Origin of the sequence: Flavobacterium pectinovorum (assembly GCF_022802975.1) — a bacterium.
Classification (GTDB): domain Bacteria; phylum Bacteroidota; class Bacteroidia; order Flavobacteriales; family Flavobacteriaceae; genus Flavobacterium; species Flavobacterium pectinovorum_B.
The window spans coordinates 1-21,362 of sequence record NZ_JAFEVZ010000003.1; the positions used below are offsets into that span (position 1 = coordinate 1).

A 21,362-nucleotide genomic window follows, 5' to 3' on the forward strand; every position below is an offset into this window, starting at 1 on the left:
TCGAATCTCACAATTCTATTACTCTTATTCTTTTGTTCTAACATCTCTGTTAAAACGGCTGTCAATTCAATATGTCTACGAACGTGTATTTCTTATTTTATTTACTTTGATTTGTTTCTCAAAGCGGGTGCAAAAGTAGAAAACTTATTTCTAACTGGCAAATGTTTTTTGAAGTTTTTTTTTGGAAAATTTTTCATTCCCTTTTCTTCAATTTATCTACCAACCTATCAATGAACTCTCCCTGTTTGCGGGGTGCAAATGTAAAAAGCATTTTCAAATCTCGCAAGCTTTTTCGAATCTTTTTTTTGAAAATTTCTTTTCGTTTGATTCTTATTACTTGCCAGTATTTCGATGAACGCCTTCGCTGTTGCGGGTGCAAAAGTACCACACTTATTCAGTTAAACAATACTTTTAAACCCCTTTTTTTATCCTTTTTTTGAATTATTTCTTAACTAACTGATAACTCCTTATTTACAAAACAACTTTTTTTGATACAATGTAAGGCTTTTCCTTATTTAGGTGCCCTTTTGATAGTTTTTAGCCTTTTTCACATCTTACTTTTGTCAAGTTTTTCTGTTTTGGGGCGCTTTGATGAACTTATATCAAATTATAAAAACCCTTTTTCTGCCCTTTTTACCTATTTATAACACAGCAAACATCCTAAAACTCTCTTCTTTCATCGTTTTATTCCTGAAATAATCTTCTATTTAACAAAATTTTCTTCTCAAAACGCAGACCATAGCCCCGATAGTAGTAAAAATCCTTTTGTACCGGGGTTCGGTACTAAAGATTGCAGCGAATAGCGGGAGTAAGCTTCTTATTAATATAATCAAATTCCAATATTAAATCCCTATGCAGGACAATTGACTTTTAAAACTTCGTTTAAATTTACACTTATATATTATAGTAGGCTTTTCTACTTTATATATGTATAAAAAATAAACCCGGCAAGTTTCTAAAAAACTGCCGGGCTCTCAATTACTCATATATGTTAGTTAATCAAAACGGATTGCTTTTACAGGAGAAATCTTTGTTATAATATAGGATGGAATTAATAATACAACGAAACAAATCGTAACAGTCATTAGATTCAATAAAACCACATAAACCCAATTTATATAAACTGGCGCCTGGTTGACATAATAGTTTTCAGGATTTAATCGAATAACCCCAAATTGCTGCTGAATTAACAATATCGAAATACCAATTAAGTTACCCCAAAACAGGCCTCGTATTATAAGATAGAAAGCGTTGTACAAAAATATTTTTCGAACAGCCCAATTGTTAGCGCCTAATGCTTTTAAAACTCCAATCATTTGTGTGCGCTCTAAAATAAGTACCAACAAGGCAACTACCATATTTATTGTTGCAACCAAAATCATGACAGCCAAAATAACGATAATATTGAAATCAAAAAGCTGAAGCCAATCGAATATATAACCGTACTTCTCAATTATCGTTTTTGTATCTAAACCAGAGGACGTTTGTTCGTAGATTTGATTACCTATCATTTTTATATTATCGAAATCTTTTACAAAAACTTCGAATGCGCCGACCTGATCAGGTGCCCATTTATTAATTCTTTGAATATGGCGAATATCACCTATAATATAAGTCGCATCAAAATTTTGAAAACCCGAATTAAAAATACCCGTAATTCTGAATCGGCGGCTATTAGGCATCTTCCCTTGTTCTTCTTTAATAAAAAAAGTATTAAAGCTATCGCCTATTTTTAAACCTAATCGATCTGCCAGAAATTTAGAAATTATAACATCTTCATTTAATAAATTAGAGAAATCCGGCAATTTTCCTTCCACCAAGTATTCTTTTATATTATTCCAGTCATAATCTGCTCCCACTCCTTTGAAAATAATTCCTTCAAAAGCATTTTCGGTTCTGATAATTCCAGCTTTGCTTGCGATTGCCTGAACATGACTTACTTCAGGGACCGATTTAAAATTAGGATAAAACTCTTGTTTTTTTGAAACCGGAATCAATGTTACTTCAGAATTATTATTATCATAATTCGAAATAATAATCTGTCCGTTGAAGGCTGAAACTTTGTCCCGAATTTTTTGCTGTAATCCAATTCCGGTTGCAACTGAAACCAACATCATAATAATACCAATAGCTATAGCCGAAATGGCAATTTTTATAATAGGTGCCGAAATACTGCTTTTATAATCTTTAGCAGTGATAAGTCTTTTAGCTATAAAATATTCCAGATTCAATTTACAGTTTTTATTAATTTATTAAGTCTCTTTATTTATCACAGTCAAAAATACATTTAAAAAAGTAAAAACGAATTGTAACGATAAACAATTACCAATTATTTAAGCTCTTATAATGGCATCTTTTTCTTCATCTCTTCCACAATATTATAAGCTGCGGGGCAAATTGTAACATTTTTCAAGGTAAGATCTGCTATTTGATGAAACTTTTTTCTATCAGTATGCGGAAACTCTCTACATGCTTTTGGACGAACATCATAAATCATGCAATAATTTTCATTATCCAAAAAAGTACAGGGAACACTTTTTAAAACATAATCCTTGTCTTCATCAATTCGAAGATACTGCTCAATGAACTGTTGTGGTTTTTGCCTGAAAGATTTGGATATTCTCTCAATATCTGCCAAAGTAAATAATGGCCCAGTAGTTTTACAACAATTGGCACATTGCAAACAATCTGTTCTTTTAAATTCTGCATCATGCAAATCCTGCATAACATAATCTAAATTCTTAGGTTGTTTTTTTTTCAGCTTATCAAAATACTTTTTGTTTTCGATATGCTTATCTTTGGCTAACTTATTTAAGTTGTTTAAAATTTGTTTCAAGTTTACTATTTAAATTGATTTGCAAAATTAAACAACTTTAAATTCGAATCCTTTAAACTTTGAACTAAATTGCAATGAAAGATCTTTTCGGAAAAGCCATGTTTGATTTTCAAACCAATAATTCACCAGAAGATATTATTACGGAGACTTCAATTTCTGAAGAAGATGAAATGAGTGTCGAATATCTATTTCGCTCCTATAATGAGATGCCAAAATTGGAGCAAAAGGCCTTACAATTAACTTTTGGAAAAACTTTAGATGTTGGTTGCGGAGCGGGAAGCCATAGTCTTTCACTACAAAAAGATCGCAATTTAGAAGTAACTTCAATTGATATTTCAGAAAAAGCAATTGAAACCTGCAAATTGAGAGGTCTAAAAAATGTCAAAGTTCAAAACATTTTAGATTTTGAAGGAGAAAAATTTGACACAATCCTTTTATTAATGAATGGTACCGGGATTTTTGGGAAACTACACAACTGTAACAAATATTTATCTAAACTAAAGTCTCTTTTAAAGAAAGACGGTCAAATTTTAATAGACAGTTCAGACATTATTTATATGTTTGATGAAGATGAAGATGGCGGAAAATGGATTCCGTCAGAAAATAATTATTATGGAGAACTTGTCTTTAATATATCTTATAAAGGAGTAAAAGAAGAACCTTTTGACTGGCTTTACTTAGATTACAATACCCTGCAAAATGCTGCGGTTGCAAATGGTTTAAAATGCGAACTTATTTTAGAAGGTGAACATTATGATTATTTAGCCAGACTAACTGTTTGAAAATTTATTCTGGAAATAATTACTAAAAAAAAAGAACCGCAAAACAAAAAGCTTCTCAAATGAGAAGCTTTTTGTTTATGGTATATTCAAGTATTTATGTGTTTGAAGCGAAACTCTCCATTTTGGATTACTCATTACATAATCAACAATCAAAGGAGTCATTTCTTCCTTTTTACTCCATTCCGGTTGCAGGAATAAAATTGCATTATCATTTACCAATTCTGCCTGCTCTTCGGCAAAAATAAAATCATGTTTGTTATGAATAATTACTTTTAACTCATCTGCATTATCATAAACAGTTTGAGTTGGTAATTTATTTTTTTTAGGCGAAAGGCAAATCCAATCCCAAGTACCCGAAAGAGGATAAGCTCCTGATGTTTCAATATGAACTTTTAAATTTTCATCTTTTAACCTCCCGGTAAGCAGACCCATATCCCAGGTTAGAGGTTCTCCACCAGTAATTACAACAGTGTCTGCATGAGCCGAAGCATTTTTTACAATTAAATCAACACTTGTTGGCGGGTGTAACTCAGCATTCCAGCTTTCTTTCACATCGCACCAGTGACATCCTACATCACAACCCCCAATTCTAATGAAGTAAGCAGCAGTTCCTGTGTGATACCCTTCACCCTGGATCGTATAAAACTCTTCCATCAAAGGTAACATTGCTCCTTTATTTACTTCTAATTGTATTTCTTTTGATAACATTATTTAATTTTAAAATGCAAAGATAGTCAATTAAATATGGAACAAAAAAAACCGACAGTTTATTGATTAACTGTCGGTTTAAAAATTTATTTAAAGTTTGAAATTATTTCAAAGCTTTTACAGATTGAGAAGCATAGCTATTTGCAGGATCTAAAACTAACGTTTTATTGAAATATTCTACTGCTTTTACTTTATCAGTATTGGCATAAGCCGCTCCAATTGCATTGTAAGATTCAATAATTTTTTTCACAGTAGCCGGTTTAGCCAATTCTTCAGCACCTTTAGCTGTAATTTTTGCAACGTATTCACTGTAATTTTTAATAATCAAATCATCTTTATCCAACAAGCTGTTTATTCTTGCTTTGTATATGTATGCTTCATCATAAGTTGGCGAAGCTGCTAAGATTTTATCAAAAGTAGCATCAGCGTTTTGTAGTGCAGCTACATCACGTGTTTCAGCAGTTTTACCAGCATTACCATAATAAACAGAAATACCATAATAAACTGCATCATCTAAATAATTTTTAGATTCTGTATTAGCGGCTCCAAGTTCAAAAATTGCGGCAGCCTGAGTATATTGTTTTTTACCAAACAACGCTTTTCCAAAATCAGCAAGTTCTTCAACAACCAAAGGTTCTAATTCAATTGCTTTTTTAATATCAGCAAGACCAGCATCAAAAGCAGCCTGATCTACTACACCCTCAGCATTAGTACCTTTTTTGATTTTAGACAACCCTAAATACAAATAATCTCTACCAATAACTTTGTTAGTAGATACTTTCATAAAATCTTCTAGAGATTTAATTGCTACATCAGCATTGCCATTTTCGTATGCAGCATATCCTAAATATCTAAAAATTCTTGGATTCACTTTATCCTCTGCAATCATTTTGTTCGCAACTTCTTCAAGTTTTTTATAATCTTTAACCAAGATTAAGAAATCAGCATGGCGCATTTTAGAATCTAAAGAATAATCCGTAAGGCTTAAATATTTCTCATAATTCGTAATTGCATTTTGCAAATTTACCTTTGCCGTAGAAGGTTTGTTTCTGGCCCATTTGTAATATGTTTCAGCCAACTCTCTGTAAACAGGACCATAATTAGGATTTAAAGCAATCACTTCGTTAAAAGATTTAATCGCTTCATCATAAGATTTGGCTCCTTTTAACAAAACCCCTAATTGCATTTTTGCTCTTAAAAGTGTTGGGTCAGCTGTAAAAGCATCACGATACGCTTTATAAGCATCATTTTGATTATTCGCCCCATAGTATGCGTCTCCAATTGCCAAAAGAGCAGTAGCGTTTTGTGGCTCAATGGCCAAAGCACGCTGCAAGATAGCAACAGCACTAGTATAGTCAGGATTTTCAGAATTGATGTATGCTCTTCCGATGTAGATAAATTCTTCTACATCTTTACGTTTCATGTCTTTTATTGCTAAACCAAAATTAGCCTGAGCAGCAGCTGTATTTTTCTGATCAAGATCAAGTTGTCCCAATCCAATATAATTTAAATTCTTGTTGTCAGATGCCTCTAATCCATTCAAATAATAGATTTTAGCAGAATCGACAACACTTTCATTCAAATATATATTCCCTAAAACAAAGTTAGCTTCACCATCAGAAGGCTTTGCTTTTATGATTGATTTCAGCAAAGACTTCGCTTTTTGAAATTGTTCTGCATCTATTGCTTTTTTAGCTTCTTTAATGTCTTGCGCTTTTACCACAGATGCTGAAGCAACTAAGGCAAGACTAAAAATTTTAAATTTATTCATCTTTATTGTAATTAATTTATTCTTTATCATTCATAATTTGACTTCTAATCTGTAATTTTCTTCCAGGAGTCCTAACCGGCATCAATCCGGATTTTAAAACAATGCGCTGTCCAATATCTCCTGCAATGAATGAAGCAAAGCCCATACCTAAACCTGAGTATCCCTGGCAATTTATGATATACAATTCACGTGCCAAAGGATATTTTTCTTCCGCTATATCATTTTGTGTTGGACTATAATATTCATTACTATCAAATCCTTTTACACTTAAAACATTTATATCATGAACAATATCCTGCATTTCCGGAGAAGGTTGTGATAACCAATTAACGCCTACTATTCCAATCATTCCATCATTTTCTGAAACAAATTTTATTACTTCTTCATTTGTTTTAAACGAAAAAACACCCTCAGCAGGAACATCCTTAACCTTAGCTAAATCTTTCATATAACGCACTGTACTTGAATTTGGGTTATCAAAGACTAATCCTTTTATTTTAGGATTTGGAATACCTTTCATAAAATCAACTACTGTTTTCAACGCAATCAAAGTGTCATTATTGCCTTTGCTTGAAATAAAAGCAATAGCATCAGTTGCAAACGGAGTAACTCTTGGGTTAATTTTCAATTTTATGAATTTGTCTTTTTCCTCCTGAGTTAAATCTCTTGCAGTTATAACAACTTTTGTTTTTCCATTTAGCAGATCATTAATTAATTCCGCTTCAGATTTAGTTTTAACTGAAACTTTAGCATCATAATAAGTACCCTCAAATACAGCAACCTGATCCTCTACAATTGGCTTAACAGTTTCATCAACTGTAATCTCTATAGATCCCTTCAAAATGGTTTCTTTGTTTGAATCGCTTTTACTTTTTTGGTTGCACATTGCAAACAAAAAAATAAAAATAATCAAACTAAAAAATTTAACATATTTTAACATATCTATTCTGAGTTAGAATTTATTAATCTTAAAAAACGTATTGCTGAATATACTATCAGTAAAATACCAAATGCATACCTGTACAAAGGATCCATGTTTAATGGTAATTTTTCCCAAAACATAATCATTAAACCAAGCACAAGATAAATCAAAAAAAACAATATTCCTAAAACGAGAAGAAATCGCTCTTTGAGCGATTTCTTCTGAATGTTATTAAGTAAATCCTTCAACATTATTCTGCAGATTGTATTGTAATAGGCAGAGAGTAAAGAACCCTTACTTTTTTACCGTTTTGTTCGCCAGGAGTCCATTTTGGGCACTTCTTAAGAACCCTTATAGCTTCTGCTCCAGTTCCGTAACCGATATCTCTTAAAACTTTAATATCTGTTAATGAACCATCTTTTTCAACAACGAACGTAACGTAAACTTTACCTTTTAAACCTTCTTCTTCCGGAGTTTTGTAATTGTTTCCTACGAATTTGTAGAATTTCTCCATTCCTCCAGGGAAATCTGGTTTTACCTCGATACCTGCTGTGTTATATACCTGGTTATCTTCCTGTACAATTTCAGCAACCGGGCCTTTACCTACCGGTTCATCCACAGTTAATACTGCATCCGGATCACCTTTGATCGTTTCAGAACCGATTTTCTTTTCCTTAAGATCCACAATCTTTGGTGGTTCTTCAGTAATCTCTTCTGTTTTGGCCACAACTGGCTTAACAAACTTCACCTGATCCACTTTTGGCGGTGGTGGCGGTGGTGGCGGTAAATTTGGCTTAACTTCCTCTTTTTTCTTAGGAGGTAATTTTACCGTAGTAATTTTAATATCGTTATCTACCACATCTTCATTAGAATCTGGCAAAAGACTGGCAATAAGAGGAGCCGCTACAGCTAAGCTAAAAACAATAGAACCAATGATAAGTGCTCTTACCGTTGTTTTAGTGTTTGATTTTCTTAACTCATATGCACCGTATATCTTATTACGTCCTTCGAATACGATATCAAGCCACTGATTTTTTATAATATCTAATTTCATATTTCTTAATTATTAGGTTATTGACAAAATAAAATTGCTTTTATTTTTTCTCTAACAATTCTTTTTCTTTTGGCAGAAAATCGTTAACAATTGCATAAGTTCCAACTCCTGTAATAGCCATTTCATCTAAAATATCTACTAAGTTTTTGTACTTAGATTTTTTACCGGGCTTGATGATTACAATAATCCCTTTTTCTTTGTCACCTGTAATCTCTACTACAGACTTTTTACGAGCCAGTAATTCTTTACGGATACCGCCTTTTCCATACTCGATATCTTTAGGTCCGGCAATAGGATTCTCTAACAATCCCATATAATACACAAGTTTATTATCCTCGCCCATCATAATGGTCATAGTACGTCTCTCATCGACCTTCATATCCTCTGTTTTTTTATTAGGATCGTCCTCTTTATCTGGCAAACCTAAACTCATCGATTGAGGTTTTGACAACGTCGTGGTCAACATAAAGAACGTGATCAATAAGAAAGCCAAATCTACCATCGCCGTTAAATCGACTTTCGAGTTTTGTTTTTTACTTCTTACTTTGCCACCTTTCCCGCCGCCACCGTCGCCGGTATTTAATTCAGCCATTTTAGTGTATATTTTTTAATTAAAAGTCTTTTCCTCTCATACCAGTAACTAGGTTAAAGGTATTGATTTTCTGGTCTTGTAAGATATCCATAATCTTTTTGATTTGTGGATAATCTTCTTTAGCATCACCTTTTATTGCAATCTGCAATTCTTTATCATCTAAGTCAATCGCAGCTCTTCTTGAAACCAAAAGCCATTCTTTTAACTGATTATTTAAAGAATCAATTGGAATACCCGGCTGATTAGCCTTACTTCTATCAGAAGCTTTCATATCAATGATTTGCTTTAAATTTGCAAGCGGCACACCAAAGTCATCCATTAGAGCAAATTTAGCTTTATCATCTTCTGAAAAAGCAACTCCTAATTTCGCGCCCATCCCTTCAAGAGTCTGCTTACGCAATTCTCTTCCTTTTAAGTCAAAAAACACTTTGCTTTTTCCATCTTTTCCTTTACCAATTGAAATAATAGCCAAATCAGAATCCGGCAATTTCGTTTGTACAGTAGACGATGGAGTATCAACAGGAAGTGCTTCCGGCACCTTGGCAGTAGCGGTCAAAATAAAGAACGTAAGCAAAAGGAACGCAACATCACACATGGCAGTCATATCTGTCGATGTTGACTTTTTTTTCATTTTTATTTTAGCCATTCTCTTTTTATTTTATTTTGATAATTAATTTTAATTATTACTATCAAAAATTAATTATTGTCTTAAGCTTCCTCTGAATTTTCTGTAAGTATTTACGATTGTAGTACCAGCCTCATCGATAGAGTAAGTTAAATCGTCAATTTTAGCAGTAAAGAAGTTGTAAGCAATGATCGCTAATACTGAAGTAGAGATACCTGTTGCAGTGTTGATAAGTGCCTCAGAAATACCTGTTGCAAGAGCAGCCTGATCTGGAGTTCCAGCAGAAGCTAACGCACCAAACGCTTTAATCATACCAGATACTGTTCCTAATAATCCTCCTAAAGTTCCTAATGATACTAAAGTAGAGATGATAGTCATGTTTTTCTCTAACATTGGCATTTCTAATGAAGTTGCCTCTTCGATTTCTTTGTGGATTACTTCTGAAGCTTCTTCACTGTTGAATCCTTCTTTTTTAACGTCTTGGTATTTAATCAAAGCAGATTTAATTGCATTTGCAACTGAACCTTGTTGTTTGTCACATGAAGCGATAGCAGCCTCGATGTTTCCTTCTTTGATGCTTCCTTGTACATTTTTCATAAATGCATCCAAATTAGCTTTACCAGCAGCTTTTGAGATAACGATAAATCTTTCAATAGAAAAAACAACAACCATTAAAAACATACCTAATAATATAGGTACAATGAAACCTCCTTTATATACCATTCCTAAAGTATTAATTGGATGACCTGTTTCAGGATTACCTCCTTCAAAGTTTGCAGGAGATCCCATAACGAATTTCCAGATTAACCAACCAACAAAAACACATGCTACAATAATGATTCCTGAAACCATTCCTCCTCCATTCGAAGTGCTTTCTTTTTTAACTTTAACGTTTGCCATTTTTTTTAATTTTAATAGTTTTAAATAATTTTTATTTTTAGTTATATTTAACTTGTAGGGTAGCAAATTTATACGTTTAGTTTAAATAAAAAAACTTTTTTTAATTTAATTGAAGGAAATTTAACTTGAATTTAAAAAAGATCTCATTAAATTGCTCAGATCATTTTTTTGATAAAACAAAAAAAAGGTTAATTTATGCAAAAATTACAACGTTTTAGTAAATATTCAAATATTCCTTTGTCATCTTCTTAAAATGTTGCGAAATTATTTTTTATGTTATTTTCAGTCAAAAAACGTGCTTTTCCTGTTAAAAAAAACCAATTAAAAGTATTAAAAAGCGAAGCAATACTCTTATAATCATCTAAATTACGAATAAAAATGAATAAAAAAGACAGTTTCATTGAGGATATAAACAACGGATACTCATCTAAAGGCGACAGCATTATTTTAGGAGGCGCCATTCTTGACGGGGAAGCAATAGCCGAAACACATGTAAAGGTTCCCTTAAAAACTTTAAATCGCCACGGGCTCATTGCAGGTGCGACCGGAACTGGTAAAACAAAAACAATTCAGGTTTTTTCTGAGCAGCTTTCAAATGCCGGAATTCCTGTTTTGATGATGGACATCAAAGGCGATTTTAGCGGGATTGCAAAAGAAGGAAAAGAAGAAAGTTTTATCACCGAGCGCCACGCTAAAATAAACATCCCTTACAATGTTGCTTCTTTCCCTGTTGAATTAATGTCATTGTCTAAGCAAAATGGCGTTCGCCTGCGTGCAACGGTTTCTGAATTTGGTCCGGTGTTATTTTCAAGGATTTTAGATCTTAATGATACGCAAGCCGGTGTGGTAGCTGTAATTTTTAAATATTGCGATGATAAAAAAATGCCTTTGTTAGATTTAAAAGACATCAAAAAAGTCATCAATTACATTACAGAAGAAGGCAAAGACGAAATTGAAGAAAATTACGGCAAAATCTCTACTTCAACTACAGGAACCATTTTAAGAAAAATCATCGAATTGGAACAGCAGGGAGGTGATTTGTTTTTTGGAGAATTATCTTTTGAAATTGATGATTTGATGCGAATTGATGAAAACGGAAAAGGATACGTGAACATCATTCGCCTAACGGATATTCAGGACAAACCAAAATTATTCTCGACTTTTATGCTAAGTCTACTTGCCGAAATCTATCAGCAGATGCCTGAAAAAGGAGATGCCGAGCAACCTGAATTAGTTATTTTTATTGACGAAGCACATTTAATTTTTAATGAAGCCAGTAAAGCCTTATTAGAACAAATTGAAACGATTGTAAAACTTATCCGTTCAAAAGGTGTAGGTGTTTATTTTGTAACCCAAAACCCAATGGATGTGCCAAGCGGTGTTTTGGCGCAATTAGGATTAAAAATCCAGCATGCATTGAGAGCTTTTACGGCAAACGACCGTCAGGCAATTAAAAAAACGGCCGATAATTATCCAACATCTGATTATTATAAAACGGATGAATTATTGACCAGTTTAGGGATTGGTGAAGCGTTAGTGACTGCTTTGAACGAAAAAGGTGTTCCAACGCCATTAGTTGCTACAATGATGCGTGCCCCTCAAAGCCGAATGGATATTTTAACGGCTGACGAAATTGAAGAAATAAACAGCAAATCGAAACTCGTTAAAAAATACAGTGAAGAAATTGACCGCGAAAGTGCCTATGAAATCCTGAACAAAAAAATTGAAGAAGCTGCACAAGTAGCCGCCGAACAAGAGGAACAAGCTCCCGCTAAATCTTCAAAAACAGGACCAAGCACTACAGAAGTAGTTACAAAATCTGTTCTTAAAGTAGTTACAAGTGCTACTTTTATAAGAGGTGTTTTTGGCGTTTTGACTAAAATTTTCAAAAAATAACAATATCAAAAATCAATTTCAATATCAAAAATCAATTTCAATTTCAATATCAACGTAAATCCAAATTGATTTTTGATATTGTAATTGACATTGATTTATTGCTCCAGTAACTCCAGTATCTTATTTTCGATTTCTGGTGTGTTCCAGATATTTTCAATATTATCGAGTTTTAAAATCTCTTCCATAATTGCGTTTTGAAAATCGCCAATCGCCAGAGCCTCCGTGTAAGGACGATCACTAAAAGTCACTCTACTATATAAAGGTATCCATTTATCAGGATGTTTTTCAGAGAATACTTTTTCTATTTTCTTTTGCAATAAGAATTTCTCATCGGCAGTTTTGGTACTCATTTCCATAAAATTGCGATACGAAAGTTCTGCAATTGCATCGGCATTTGGTTTACGTGAAATTTGATATTCAGAGAAAATCTTCTTCCAGTCGTTGCCATACTTTGCGATCATCTCGTTTAGTACCGTAATATCTTCAAAACCGGCATTCATTCCTTGTCCGTAAAACGGAACGATTGCATGACAAGCATCCCCAATTAATGCAATTTTATCTTCATAAGTCCATGGAAAACACTTCATCGTTACCAAAGTACTAGTTGGATTTTTAAAAAAGTCATTTGCCAGTTCCGGTATAACTTCAATAGAATCAGGAAAGTTTTTCGTAAAGAAATCTTCGACCATTTTTCGGTCAGTTAATGATTCAAAAGAATTCTGACCTTCAAAAGGCATGAATAAAGTACAGGTAAAACTTCCGTCAAGATTAGGAAGTGCAATAAGCATATATTCACCACGCGGCCAAATATGAAAAGAATTTTTATCCAGTTTATGCGAACCATCTGCATTTGCCGGAATATTCAATTCCTTGTAACCCATATTCAAAAATTCCTGCGAATAATTAAACATACTCTGACGCTGCATCCTGTGACGAATTCTTGAAAAAGCCCCATCAGCTCCAAAAACCATATCAAATTTTCTTTCTTCCCACTCGCCTCTTTCACTTTCTCCAATATGCAAAGTGGCATCACTCAAAGTAACATCCCAAACTTTCTGCTCAAAATGAAACTCGGCTCCGGCTTCTTCAGCAAGGTCAATCATTTTTCTGTTCAGTTTTCCTCTTGAAATCGAATAAATTGACTCTCCTTCCTGACCGTAATTCTGAAAATTAAGTTTATCAACCAAATGAATAGCACGTTTGTCCATCGGAATTGCTATTTCGCGTACCGAATCACCAACACCAACAGCATCCAGCGCTTTCCATCCTCGATTGGACATTGCCAGATTAATAGAACGACCCGAAAAATTTATTTTGCGAATATCAGGACTACGATCATAAACATGAACGGCATGACCTGCTTTTTTAAGATAAATTGCCAGCAGCGATCCTACAAGTCCGGAACCAACAACAGCAATTTTTAGTGAAGTTTGCATCAAGGGAAAAATCTAATATATTGGGTCGTAAAAATAAGTAATAATTATACATAAGCTTTAAAATAAAACAATTATTTGCCCCGAAAACCTAATATTTACGTGGGCATGACCCGCAAAAAAGCGGGTCGGGCTATCCGCTATATCTTTTATGCCGAACACCGGCACAAAAGGATATCGCTCCTATCCCTCATGCGACACTCATTTTCATAACAAAATCCTGTTTGTTATTGATTTATTAAAATCTACAGCCTATATTGAATTTTCTTCTTTTTATAAAAAATTTGACTGATATTGAAACTAAAAAGCAAATCAATCGTCTAACAATTTATGCATCCTTTAATTCAATTAAAAAATCTTAAACCAAATTCAACTCATTGAATATATAATTGCTATAAAGTTTCATTCATCAATCAAAAAAAGAACAGTTGTTTTTATTAATCAACTCCGATAATGTAGTTTTAAACCACATTATCGGAGTTTCATTTTATAAAATTCAGACATCCGTAATCGTTATCTTACGAACCCGAACACTACAAAAATGAATGAATATTTTTTATCTAAAAGTTCATTTTCAATTGAATTTTTACAACAAAAAAACTATTTTAGCATTGCCTGAAAACAACAATAAATCCCTAAATCAACCCAATTTACAGCTATATAAGCCGGAAATAATTTAAAAACACCTATGAAAAATTTTAAAAAACATTCCTTGTTAGTTTTATTGCTATTAATCTTTATTCCTTATACCGGTATTTGCCAACAACACAGAACAGCAGTACAAATGCCAACTCAGCAAAATACAATAATCGTAAATAAGATTATCGAAGCAGCCCGCTACAAAACTTATTTTGTTGATTATTGTTTAAATAAAATAAACGAAACTGCCAACAAAGAAAAATGGAATGAACAAAAAACCATGGAAATAACTGAAACTATCAATTTCAGAAATTTCAGAGATGCGGTTTATAATTTGTTTGCTTTTCATGACGAAATAGAGTTGGAAACACTGTTAAAAACATACCAAAAAGACAAAATTTATCAAACCACCAACATAATGACCAGCAATCAGGCACTTAATACAAATCTTGATATATATGCAAGGGATATTGTTAAGGGGAAATATATAATCGCTAAGTAAGGTTCTAAAAAGACAAAACAATAAAGGTTCAAAGGTTTTAAAACTAAATCCTTTGAACCTTTCTCAATAAAAGTGAAAGCTGAAACTATTTCTTTTCAGGTTTAAAAATCAATTTTGTCGAAGTTCTGATAATCTCCTCTTTATTCAATTTCATTTTTCTGAATTTTCCGGCGTTATACATTTCTGCCTGATCACTGTAATGTTTACTGAAAGGATTTCCTGACTGTCCTGTTGGCAGAATACTCCAGCTGTTTTCAATGTCTGAGAAATCTACAATTCTTCTGGTTGACGGACCTCCTTTTACGTAATACTTTCCTTCATTGTTAAAACCGAAAAATAAATTATTGATTACTTCATTTGAACCCGGCGAAGCAAAAGGTCCAACATTGAATAATCCGCGAAGTACCGCCACTTTCCCTAACGGATGTTCGTGTTCAACCGTATGAACTTTTCCCCATTTCCAGTCAGAAATTGTATTGCCTAATTGTTTTTGAAGATCTGAAATCGCTTCGTGAAATGATTTAGAAACAATATCTTTTCTCGTTTCCTTCACCTTTTTTGTTTTGATATTATCCCACCAAACTGAATTTTCATTTTTAACCTGATTGGCAATTACTTGTTTTCCAACAGAAATCCCTAAAAACAAATTAAAATTGTCTTCGCCCATTTCGTCTTCAAACGTGTTTTTTAAATAAAGATAAACCCATTTATTATAAATTGTTGGCGCTGCATCTTCCAGGTTATTAGTTCCTTTCCATGATTTTAAAACCTTTACCGCTTCTTTTTCTGACTCTGAAATGGCATTAACATCAACATTCGAAATTAGATTTTGAACCGTTTCAACCGCAATTTCAGATGTATTATCGAAAATCATCTTACTGATGGCTTCTTTATCCCAATCTGATTTTGCATCCATTAAACCCGAAATTCTTTTGGCACGGTCTTCCGGCAGATAATATCCCGGATATAAATAACCATCAATCGCTTCGGGCTGATTATTCGCCGAATATACATAACCCCATTCTGGGTTTTCAGCCGATGGATTTTTGGAGAAATCTAAATATTCTGTAATATCATCTTTTCCGGTTGCACCGTCTAAAATTAAATGGGTATTTACTCCTTTATTGTGTTTATACAATTTCCCGCTTGCCCACCAAGCTACATTTCCTTTTGCATCACCATACATTACGTTCAATCCCGGAGCGGCAATTAAACTAACTGCTTTTTTAAAATCGTCTCTGTTCTTTGCATGCGAAAGACCATAAGCCGCATCCAAAATCCGGATTGGTTCTCTTGTGTAAGTCCACGACATCGCAATTGATTTTTTGCGATCTAATCGCTCCAGTAAATCATTCATAATTGGCCCGTGTCGGCTTGATTTAATTGTTAAAACTACATCTGAAGTATCTTTTACTTTAATTGTTTTTTTTCTGATTTGATATTTACCAAAACCTGTTGGTGTTTCATATAGATTTGGATCTCCTTTCAAAGTCCTTTCCTGATAAAAGTCGATATCATCATTTTCAAACATCGTTAAACCATACGCATAATCGCGATTATGCGCCAATAACGGAAACGGTGTTCCTGCGAGATAACAACCGTATAATTCTTGTTTCGGAGTAACAATATGCGCCTCGTACCAAGTTGCAGGCTGCGAAAACCCAATATGCGGATCATTGGCAAAAATGACTTTTCCGCTTTTTGTTTTATGCGGACCGGCAACCCAACTGTTACTTCCTATAAATGGCGGAATTGGAGATTTATCCAACAACGCCGTAATCGATTTTGAAACAGCGGTATAATCTTCACTATTTTCTTTTGAACTTTTAATCTGCGTAGTATTAAACTCGCCTTCAATTCCTAAATCTTTCAAATATTCTGCACCATATTTATTGCGAATATCTGTCAATAAAGGATCTGTTTTTTGAGCCATTGCAAAACTAAAAGACATATACCCGAAGATATTGTAAACATCTTTTATCGTGAATTTTTCTTTTTTTACTCCAACCAAAGTAAATTCAATCGGTGTTACACCTTCTTCCAGGTATTGATTAATTCCGTCCAGATATGCCTGAGTTAATTTATAACTTTCACTGTTTTTATCCAATTTAGCAATGGCTTTCGCCGAAGCTTCTTCAATGCCAATTCCGGCAAAAAACTTGTCGTTTTTAAGCGCCACTGATCCGAAGATTTCTGATAATTTTCCGGGAGCAATTCTTCGAAGCAATTCCATTTGCCATAATCTTTCCTGCGCATGAACGTAACCTAAAGCGGTTATTGCATCTTTTTCTGAATTGGCATAAATATGAGGAACGCCATATTCATCAAAATATACTGTGGTTTCTTTTTGAAGATTTTTTAATTCAATTTCCCCTTCATACTTGGGTTTCAAATAAAAAATATAAACACATAAACCTATTCCAAGTACCACAATAAGCAGTACCAAAACCAGCAGGATTTTTTTAAATCTTCTCATATTTTGCAAAAGTATAAACCGTAATGTTTGTAAAATGATGTAACCCAAAAGAAGAATAATGTAATAATCCTCTTTATTTTAAGCCTAAATTTATGTATTTAAAATCAATCTTATAAATGTCAGTATATAAAAAAACAGCAATCGGTGTAATTTCTCTTTTTCTAATTCTGATTTTGGCAAATATCGGCCTGAATTACTGGATTAAAAAACAGCTTCCTATTATTATTCATGAGAAAAACAAAACGGTCTATAATATCAATTACGAAAAAATTGAAGTTTCTCTTTTTTCCCGAAATATCTATGCCGAAACCTTATTAGTAAGCCCGAAGAATCAGCCGAAAGACAGTAAAAACGGGCTTTTTTCTAAAATTGAATCTATTACAATCAAACATTTTAATATTTGGGATTTGGCTTTTCGCGACATTATTCAGGCTGAAAGCATTATTATCAATAAACCCAGAGTTATTTTATATAAAAAAGGCGAAAAATTACTGAATAACAGCCAAAGTATTAAAAGTCAAATTTTTGAACCGTTTCGCAAAATTGTCGCCGTTTCGAATATTTACTTAAATGACGGAACTGTAGATGTTATTTCTTTAGATACACAAAAACCTATTTTCAGCATTAAAAAAATCATTCTGAAATTAGAAGGAATTTTGCTAACCGATGCCACTTTAAAAGAAAAAATTCCGTTGCAATACAAAAGTTATGCTTTGGTTGTTGATAGCTTATTTTACAGACCAAGTGCTTTTTATCATATCAATATTGGAAAAATAAGTACTGAAAAGAACTTTTTAAAAATCAATAATTTCTCTAATCTTCCGCAATTTAACCGACCAGATTTTATCAAACGCCTAGATACAGAAAAAGATATTTATACACTGAAATTTGATTCGGCACAAATATCAAAAATGGACTGGGGCTTCAAGAATGATCGTTTTTTCTTCAAGGCAAATTCAATTGTAATCAATCATTTTGATGCCAATATATACCGTGGCAAAATGCCAAAAGACGATTTGAGCAAAAAATACCTGTACAATCATTTATTGCGAAATATAAAATTTCCGCTTCAAATTGATACGTTACAGGTTTTAAAATCGAAACTGGTTTATGAAGAAGAAATTGATTTTTCTAAAGGACCCGGAATTTTAAATTTTGATAAATTCAATTTACAGGCAACCAATCTTCAAAGTGGTTTTGGTTTAAAAAAAACAAACGATGTTAAGATTAAAGTAAATTGTATTTTCATGAAAACATCTCCTCTAAATGTTGATTGGAATTTTAATGTTTTGGATAAAAACGACGGTTTTCACATTCAGGGTATAATTTCAAATTTTGATGTTGCGGCAATGGGCAGATTCAGCAAACCTTATATGAACGCCTCATTTACCGGAGTTTTTAATAAATATCGTTTTGATTTTTATGGAAATGATGCTATTTCAAAAGGAAATGCTTCTTTGGATTATGATGCTCTTAAGGTAAAATTATACCAAAAGAAAAACCCTGAAAAAGAAGCTAAACTAAAATCGGCAATTGCTAATTTATTAGTCAAAAACGACTCAAAAGAAAAAGCTAAAACTACTGATGTAGAACTTGAACGTATTCAGGAAAAATCATTCTACAACTTTTTATGGAGAAGCATCGCCGAATCTTTGAAGAAGATTTTGATTTAGACTTCCAATTGTAAACCTGACAATTATCAGGTTTAGAGAAAATGTTTTTTTCAATCTTTGTTTTTATTTTAATCTGAAAACAAATGACAAAGAAACCTTTACATACTTTTCATATTCCGGTAATGGGGCTTGCTTATACGATTGACAGCCCTATTCGTGTGGCGCAATTCGGAATTTCGTCAGTAATTTCGATTGCCGATGATGATTTGATTGAAAAGATGCGTAATTTTTACAGTACTAAATTCAACCTTCCGTATGAAGAAATAACGCAAAAATTTCACGATTACAGAGCCGAACGTATTACTTCCTATTTAAATTTAGTTGATAAACTCGTAAAACAGAAATTCGAAAATTTTAAAGAAGAATTAGCCGAAAGTAAAACTGCCTTAGAAAACTTTATTTCGATGTTACCCAATACATCGGACATCAAAAAAGGTTTTCAAAATTTACTTGAAGACGGAATATCTTTTAAAGAAAACATTCAAAATTATGTCGAAACACATCTTTTCCCGGGAGAAATTGATGTAAACATCATGACGAAATTAGACAAAGATAATTTTGTTAAAAACCAGCAGCTTCCTGTTGAATTTAATGATGCACATGCCGCTTTAAGAGGTTTTGCGAACAGTAATATCGAATCTTCGGTTGTGCTTTCTGCAGGAATGAACCCGAGACTTTACAGTTATTTTGAAAACTTCAGTGATTTTTTTCCTAACGAAAACAATCAGCTCAGGAAAAAAATCACTTTAAAAGTCAGTGACTTTAGATCTGCGATGATTCAGGGGAATTTTTTAGCAAAAAAAGGCCTTTGGGTTTCTGAATACCGAATTGAATCCGGATTAAATTGTGGCGGACATGCTTTTGCTACTGACGGACTTTTATTAGGTACAATTCTGGAAGAATTCAAACAGAAAAAAGAGCAATTAATTCAGTCTTCTCATGAATTAATGATAAAAGCTCTGCAACAAAAAAATGTATATTTCCCTGATCTGCCTTTAGAATTAAAAATTACTGTTCAGGGAGGCGTTGGAACGGCAGAAGAACATGAGTTTTTACTGGATAATTACAATGTTGACTCTGTGGGCTGGGGATCGCCTTTTTTATTGGTTTCTGAAGCGACCTCTGTAGATCATGAAACCCGAAATTTATTGATAAATGCTAAAGACGAAGATTTATATTTAAGCCATATTTCACCATTGGGTGTTCCGTTTAATACTTTGCGCGGCACTTCAAATGAAATTTTAAAACAAAAACGAATTCAGGACAATAAGGCCGGAAGTTCCTGTCCAAAAAAATTCCTTGCGTTAAGTAAAGAATATGATTCACACGGAATTTGTACTGCTTCAAAAAAATATCAGGACATTAAACTGGAAGAACTGCAGGCCATAAAAAACACTATGTCACTAACTGCTTTTGAGAACGCCAAAACTAAAATTACAGAGAAATCCTGTTTGTGTGTTGGTTTAGCAAATGCCTCTTATTTAGAAAATGATATTAAAATAAAAGGGCAGGCTCAAGGGGTTGTTGTTTGTCCGGGCCCCAACATGGCCTATTTTGATCAGGAAGTTTCTTTAAAAGATATGTTACAGCATATTTACGGAAACAAATCGGTTTTGAGAGGTTCAAATCGTCCTAATATGTTCGTCAAAGAATTGAAGATGTACGTTGATTATCTTAAAAATGAAATTGAAAATATTAGTGAAGAAATGACAACTTCGCAGCTTAAAAAATGGAATACTTTTAAAGCCAATCTTTTTGATGGAATCGCTTATTATCAAAATTTATTAGACTCAACATTTTATTTTAAAAATGAAACTGCTCAAATAAAACAACAGCTTGATTTTTATAAAACAGCATTGGCTGCAATTAAAATCTAATGCTAAAATTGTTAAAAACTCAAAACCCCAAATTCAATTGAATTTGGGGTTTTGATATTTACAGAGATTTAAAAATCTATTATTCTTTCTTTTTACTTCCATCAATAATAGCTCCTGTTCCTGCTCCAACACCAGCTCCGGCCAAACCACCAATAATGGCTCCTTCTCCTTTTTTCTTACTGACAGCAGCTCCTGTTATTGCTCCAACTCCGGCACCAATTACCGCACCTTTTGCCGTAGAACTCCAGCCTTTCTTTTTAGCGGGAGCAGCTGTAGTTGTTCTATCTTGCTGATGTACGACCACCACTTTTTGTGCTTCTGCTTTAGCTCTTTCTTCCGCTTTTTCTTTTTCCTCCTGCAAATTAGCCATTTCAGTTTTCATTGAATCAATAACTCTTTGCTTATTAATTTCAACTTTCATTGAATCAATACTGGCTTGTTTTGCTTTATTTATGTCTTCTTTACTTTGATTTTGACAAGAAGTTATAAATATTGCTGCTAATAAAACAAATAAGGCTTTCATGGTTGTAGTTTTTAGAAATTATTATACTACAAAATACGGAATATACACCGTACCGATTATTACATGATTTTTGAAAAACGTTATAAGATTAGAATATTTTGTTTTGTTTCACACAGAATGGTTTAATCTCGTAAAGTCGCAAAGTTTTATTTG

Annotated in this window: 18 protein-coding genes; 5 read left to right on the forward strand and 13 right to left on the reverse strand. The window is 33.1% G+C overall.

Going from position 1 to position 21,362, the window contains the following annotated elements:
* Positions 1-995: 995 nt before the first annotated feature.
* Both FLV_RS04975 and FLV_RS04980 read right to left on the reverse strand, forming a co-directional pair.
* Positions 996-2,231 carry an ABC transporter permease gene (locus tag FLV_RS04975; RefSeq protein ID WP_243231402.1) on the reverse strand — a complete coding sequence of 412 codons (1,236 nt, stop codon included), beginning with the start codon at positions 2,229-2,231 and terminating at the stop codon, positions 996-998.
* 110 nt (positions 2,232-2,341) lie between these two features.
* Positions 2,342-2,836 carry a YkgJ family cysteine cluster protein gene (locus tag FLV_RS04980; protein WP_243231404.1) on the reverse strand — a complete coding sequence of 165 codons (495 nt, stop codon included), beginning with the start codon at positions 2,834-2,836 and terminating at the stop codon, positions 2,342-2,344.
* A 74-nt stretch (positions 2,837-2,910) separates the two neighbouring features.
* Here FLV_RS04980 and FLV_RS04985 point away from each other — a divergent pair, with 74 nt between their 5' ends.
* Complete coding sequence (locus tag FLV_RS04985) at positions 2,911-3,618, forward strand: class I SAM-dependent methyltransferase (protein WP_243231406.1); 708 nt, start codon at positions 2,911-2,913, stop codon at positions 3,616-3,618.
* A 75-nt stretch (positions 3,619-3,693) separates the two neighbouring features.
* On the opposite strand, the gene FLV_RS04990 is transcribed toward FLV_RS04985, so the two are convergent.
* The 8 genes from FLV_RS04990 to FLV_RS05025 all read right to left on the reverse strand — a co-directional run bounded on the left by FLV_RS04990 (position 3,694) and on the right by FLV_RS05025 (position 10,190).
* Complete coding sequence (locus tag FLV_RS04990) at positions 3,694-4,326, reverse strand: 7-carboxy-7-deazaguanine synthase QueE (protein ID WP_243231408.1); 633 nt, start codon at positions 4,324-4,326, stop codon at positions 3,694-3,696.
* A 103-nt stretch (positions 4,327-4,429) separates the two neighbouring features.
* Entirely contained in the window at positions 4,430-6,097 is a 1,668-nt protein-coding gene (locus FLV_RS04995) for a tetratricopeptide repeat protein (protein WP_243231410.1), read from the reverse strand.
* 16 nt (positions 6,098-6,113) lie between these two features.
* The gene (locus tag FLV_RS05000) at positions 6,114-7,037 is read right to left on the reverse strand and encodes a PstS family phosphate ABC transporter substrate-binding protein (RefSeq protein ID WP_243231413.1); all 924 of its coding nucleotides are present in this window, start codon (positions 7,035-7,037) and stop codon (positions 6,114-6,116) included.
* A gap of 2 nt (positions 7,038-7,039) precedes the next feature.
* Positions 7,040-7,270: a hypothetical protein gene (locus FLV_RS05005; RefSeq protein ID WP_243231418.1), complete on the reverse strand. Its 231-nt coding sequence runs from the start codon at positions 7,268-7,270 to the stop codon at positions 7,040-7,042.
* Positions 7,270-8,073, reverse strand: a complete 804-nt coding sequence (locus tag FLV_RS05010) for an energy transducer TonB (protein WP_243231425.1) — start codon at positions 8,071-8,073, stop codon at positions 7,270-7,272. The genes FLV_RS05005 and FLV_RS05010 overlap by 1 nt, the downstream gene beginning before the upstream one ends.
* Before the next feature lie 40 nt (positions 8,074-8,113).
* A complete protein-coding gene (locus FLV_RS05015; RefSeq protein ID WP_243231427.1) occupies positions 8,114-8,665 on the reverse strand; it encodes an ExbD/TolR family protein in 552 nt (183 codons plus the stop codon).
* Between the two features lie 19 nt (positions 8,666-8,684).
* Positions 8,685-9,311, reverse strand: a complete 627-nt coding sequence (locus tag FLV_RS05020) for an ExbD/TolR family protein (RefSeq protein WP_243231431.1) — start codon at positions 9,309-9,311, stop codon at positions 8,685-8,687.
* A gap of 54 nt (positions 9,312-9,365) precedes the next feature.
* The gene (locus FLV_RS05025; RefSeq protein WP_243231432.1) at positions 9,366-10,190 is read right to left on the reverse strand and encodes a MotA/TolQ/ExbB proton channel family protein; all 825 of its coding nucleotides are present in this window, start codon (positions 10,188-10,190) and stop codon (positions 9,366-9,368) included.
* Positions 10,191-10,568: 378 nt separating this feature from the next.
* Between FLV_RS05025 and FLV_RS05030 the strand changes: the two genes are divergently transcribed.
* Entirely contained in the window at positions 10,569-12,086 is a 1,518-nt protein-coding gene (locus tag FLV_RS05030) for a helicase HerA-like domain-containing protein (RefSeq protein ID WP_243231433.1), read from the forward strand.
* A 95-nt stretch (positions 12,087-12,181) separates the two neighbouring features.
* Here FLV_RS05030 and FLV_RS05035 read toward each other — a convergent pair whose 3' ends face one another.
* Complete coding sequence (locus FLV_RS05035) at positions 12,182-13,522, reverse strand: FAD-dependent oxidoreductase (RefSeq protein WP_243231434.1); 1,341 nt, start codon at positions 13,520-13,522, stop codon at positions 12,182-12,184.
* Positions 13,523-14,207: 685 nt separating this feature from the next.
* On the opposite strand from FLV_RS05035, the gene FLV_RS05040 reads away from it, so the two are divergent.
* Positions 14,208-14,660 carry a hypothetical protein gene (locus FLV_RS05040; RefSeq protein ID WP_243231440.1) on the forward strand — a complete coding sequence of 151 codons (453 nt, stop codon included), beginning with the start codon at positions 14,208-14,210 and terminating at the stop codon, positions 14,658-14,660.
* Positions 14,661-14,745: 85 nt separating this feature from the next.
* Here FLV_RS05040 and FLV_RS05045 read toward each other — a convergent pair whose 3' ends face one another.
* On the reverse strand, positions 14,746-17,136 hold the full coding sequence (locus FLV_RS05045) for a penicillin acylase family protein (protein WP_243231441.1): 2,391 nt from the start codon (positions 17,134-17,136) through the stop codon (positions 14,746-14,748).
* 116 nt (positions 17,137-17,252) lie between these two features.
* Here FLV_RS05045 and FLV_RS05050 point away from each other — a divergent pair, with 116 nt between their 5' ends.
* Positions 17,253-18,809 (forward strand): hypothetical protein, encoded by a 1,557-nt coding sequence (locus FLV_RS05050; RefSeq protein WP_243231443.1) that lies wholly within the window; start codon positions 17,253-17,255, stop codon positions 18,807-18,809.
* An 83-nt stretch (positions 18,810-18,892) separates the two neighbouring features.
* Complete coding sequence (locus FLV_RS05055) at positions 18,893-20,686, forward strand: hypothetical protein (protein WP_243231444.1); 1,794 nt, start codon at positions 18,893-18,895, stop codon at positions 20,684-20,686.
* Positions 20,687-20,765: 79 nt separating this feature from the next.
* Here FLV_RS05055 and FLV_RS05060 read toward each other — a convergent pair whose 3' ends face one another.
* Positions 20,766-21,209: a glycine zipper family protein gene (locus FLV_RS05060; RefSeq protein ID WP_243231445.1), complete on the reverse strand. Its 444-nt coding sequence runs from the start codon at positions 21,207-21,209 to the stop codon at positions 20,766-20,768.
* Positions 21,210-21,362: the final 153 nt, after the last annotated feature.

What these genes read in the sequence shown, in the direction of transcription:
- FLV_RS04985 (WP_243231406.1), top strand. Translation starts at nt 2,911, where the DNA reads ATGAAAGATCTTTTCGGAAAAGCCATGTTTGATTTTCAAACCAATAAT.
- FLV_RS04990 (WP_243231408.1), bottom strand. Translation starts at nt 4,326, where the DNA reads ATGTTATCAAAAGAAATACAATTAGAAGTAAATAAAGGAGCAATGTTA.
- FLV_RS04995 (WP_243231410.1), bottom strand. Translation starts at nt 6,097, where the DNA reads ATGAATAAATTTAAAATTTTTAGTCTTGCCTTAGTTGCTTCAGCATCT.
- FLV_RS05000 (WP_243231413.1), bottom strand. Translation starts at nt 7,037, where the DNA reads ATGTTAAAATATGTTAAATTTTTTAGTTTGATTATTTTTATTTTTTTG.
- FLV_RS05005 (WP_243231418.1), bottom strand. Translation starts at nt 7,270, where the DNA reads ATGTTGAAGGATTTACTTAATAACATTCAGAAGAAATCGCTCAAAGAG.
- FLV_RS05010 (WP_243231425.1), bottom strand. Translation starts at nt 8,073, where the DNA reads ATGAAATTAGATATTATAAAAAATCAGTGGCTTGATATCGTATTCGAA.
- FLV_RS05015 (WP_243231427.1), bottom strand. Translation starts at nt 8,665, where the DNA reads ATGGCTGAATTAAATACCGGCGACGGTGGCGGCGGGAAAGGTGGCAAA.
- FLV_RS05020 (WP_243231431.1), bottom strand. Translation starts at nt 9,311, where the DNA reads ATGGCTAAAATAAAAATGAAAAAAAAGTCAACATCGACAGATATGACT.
- FLV_RS05025 (WP_243231432.1), bottom strand. Translation starts at nt 10,190, where the DNA reads ATGGCAAACGTTAAAGTTAAAAAAGAAAGCACTTCGAATGGAGGAGGA.
- FLV_RS05030 (WP_243231433.1), top strand. Translation starts at nt 10,569, where the DNA reads ATGAATAAAAAAGACAGTTTCATTGAGGATATAAACAACGGATACTCA.
- FLV_RS05035 (WP_243231434.1), bottom strand. Translation starts at nt 13,522, where the DNA reads ATGCAAACTTCACTAAAAATTGCTGTTGTTGGTTCCGGACTTGTAGGA.
- FLV_RS05040 (WP_243231440.1), top strand. Translation starts at nt 14,208, where the DNA reads ATGAAAAATTTTAAAAAACATTCCTTGTTAGTTTTATTGCTATTAATC.
- FLV_RS05045 (WP_243231441.1), bottom strand. Translation starts at nt 17,136, where the DNA reads ATGAGAAGATTTAAAAAAATCCTGCTGGTTTTGGTACTGCTTATTGTG.
- FLV_RS05050 (WP_243231443.1), top strand. Translation starts at nt 17,253, where the DNA reads ATGTCAGTATATAAAAAAACAGCAATCGGTGTAATTTCTCTTTTTCTA.
- FLV_RS05055 (WP_243231444.1), top strand. Translation starts at nt 18,893, where the DNA reads ATGACAAAGAAACCTTTACATACTTTTCATATTCCGGTAATGGGGCTT.
- FLV_RS05060 (WP_243231445.1), bottom strand. Translation starts at nt 21,209, where the DNA reads ATGAAAGCCTTATTTGTTTTATTAGCAGCAATATTTATAACTTCTTGT.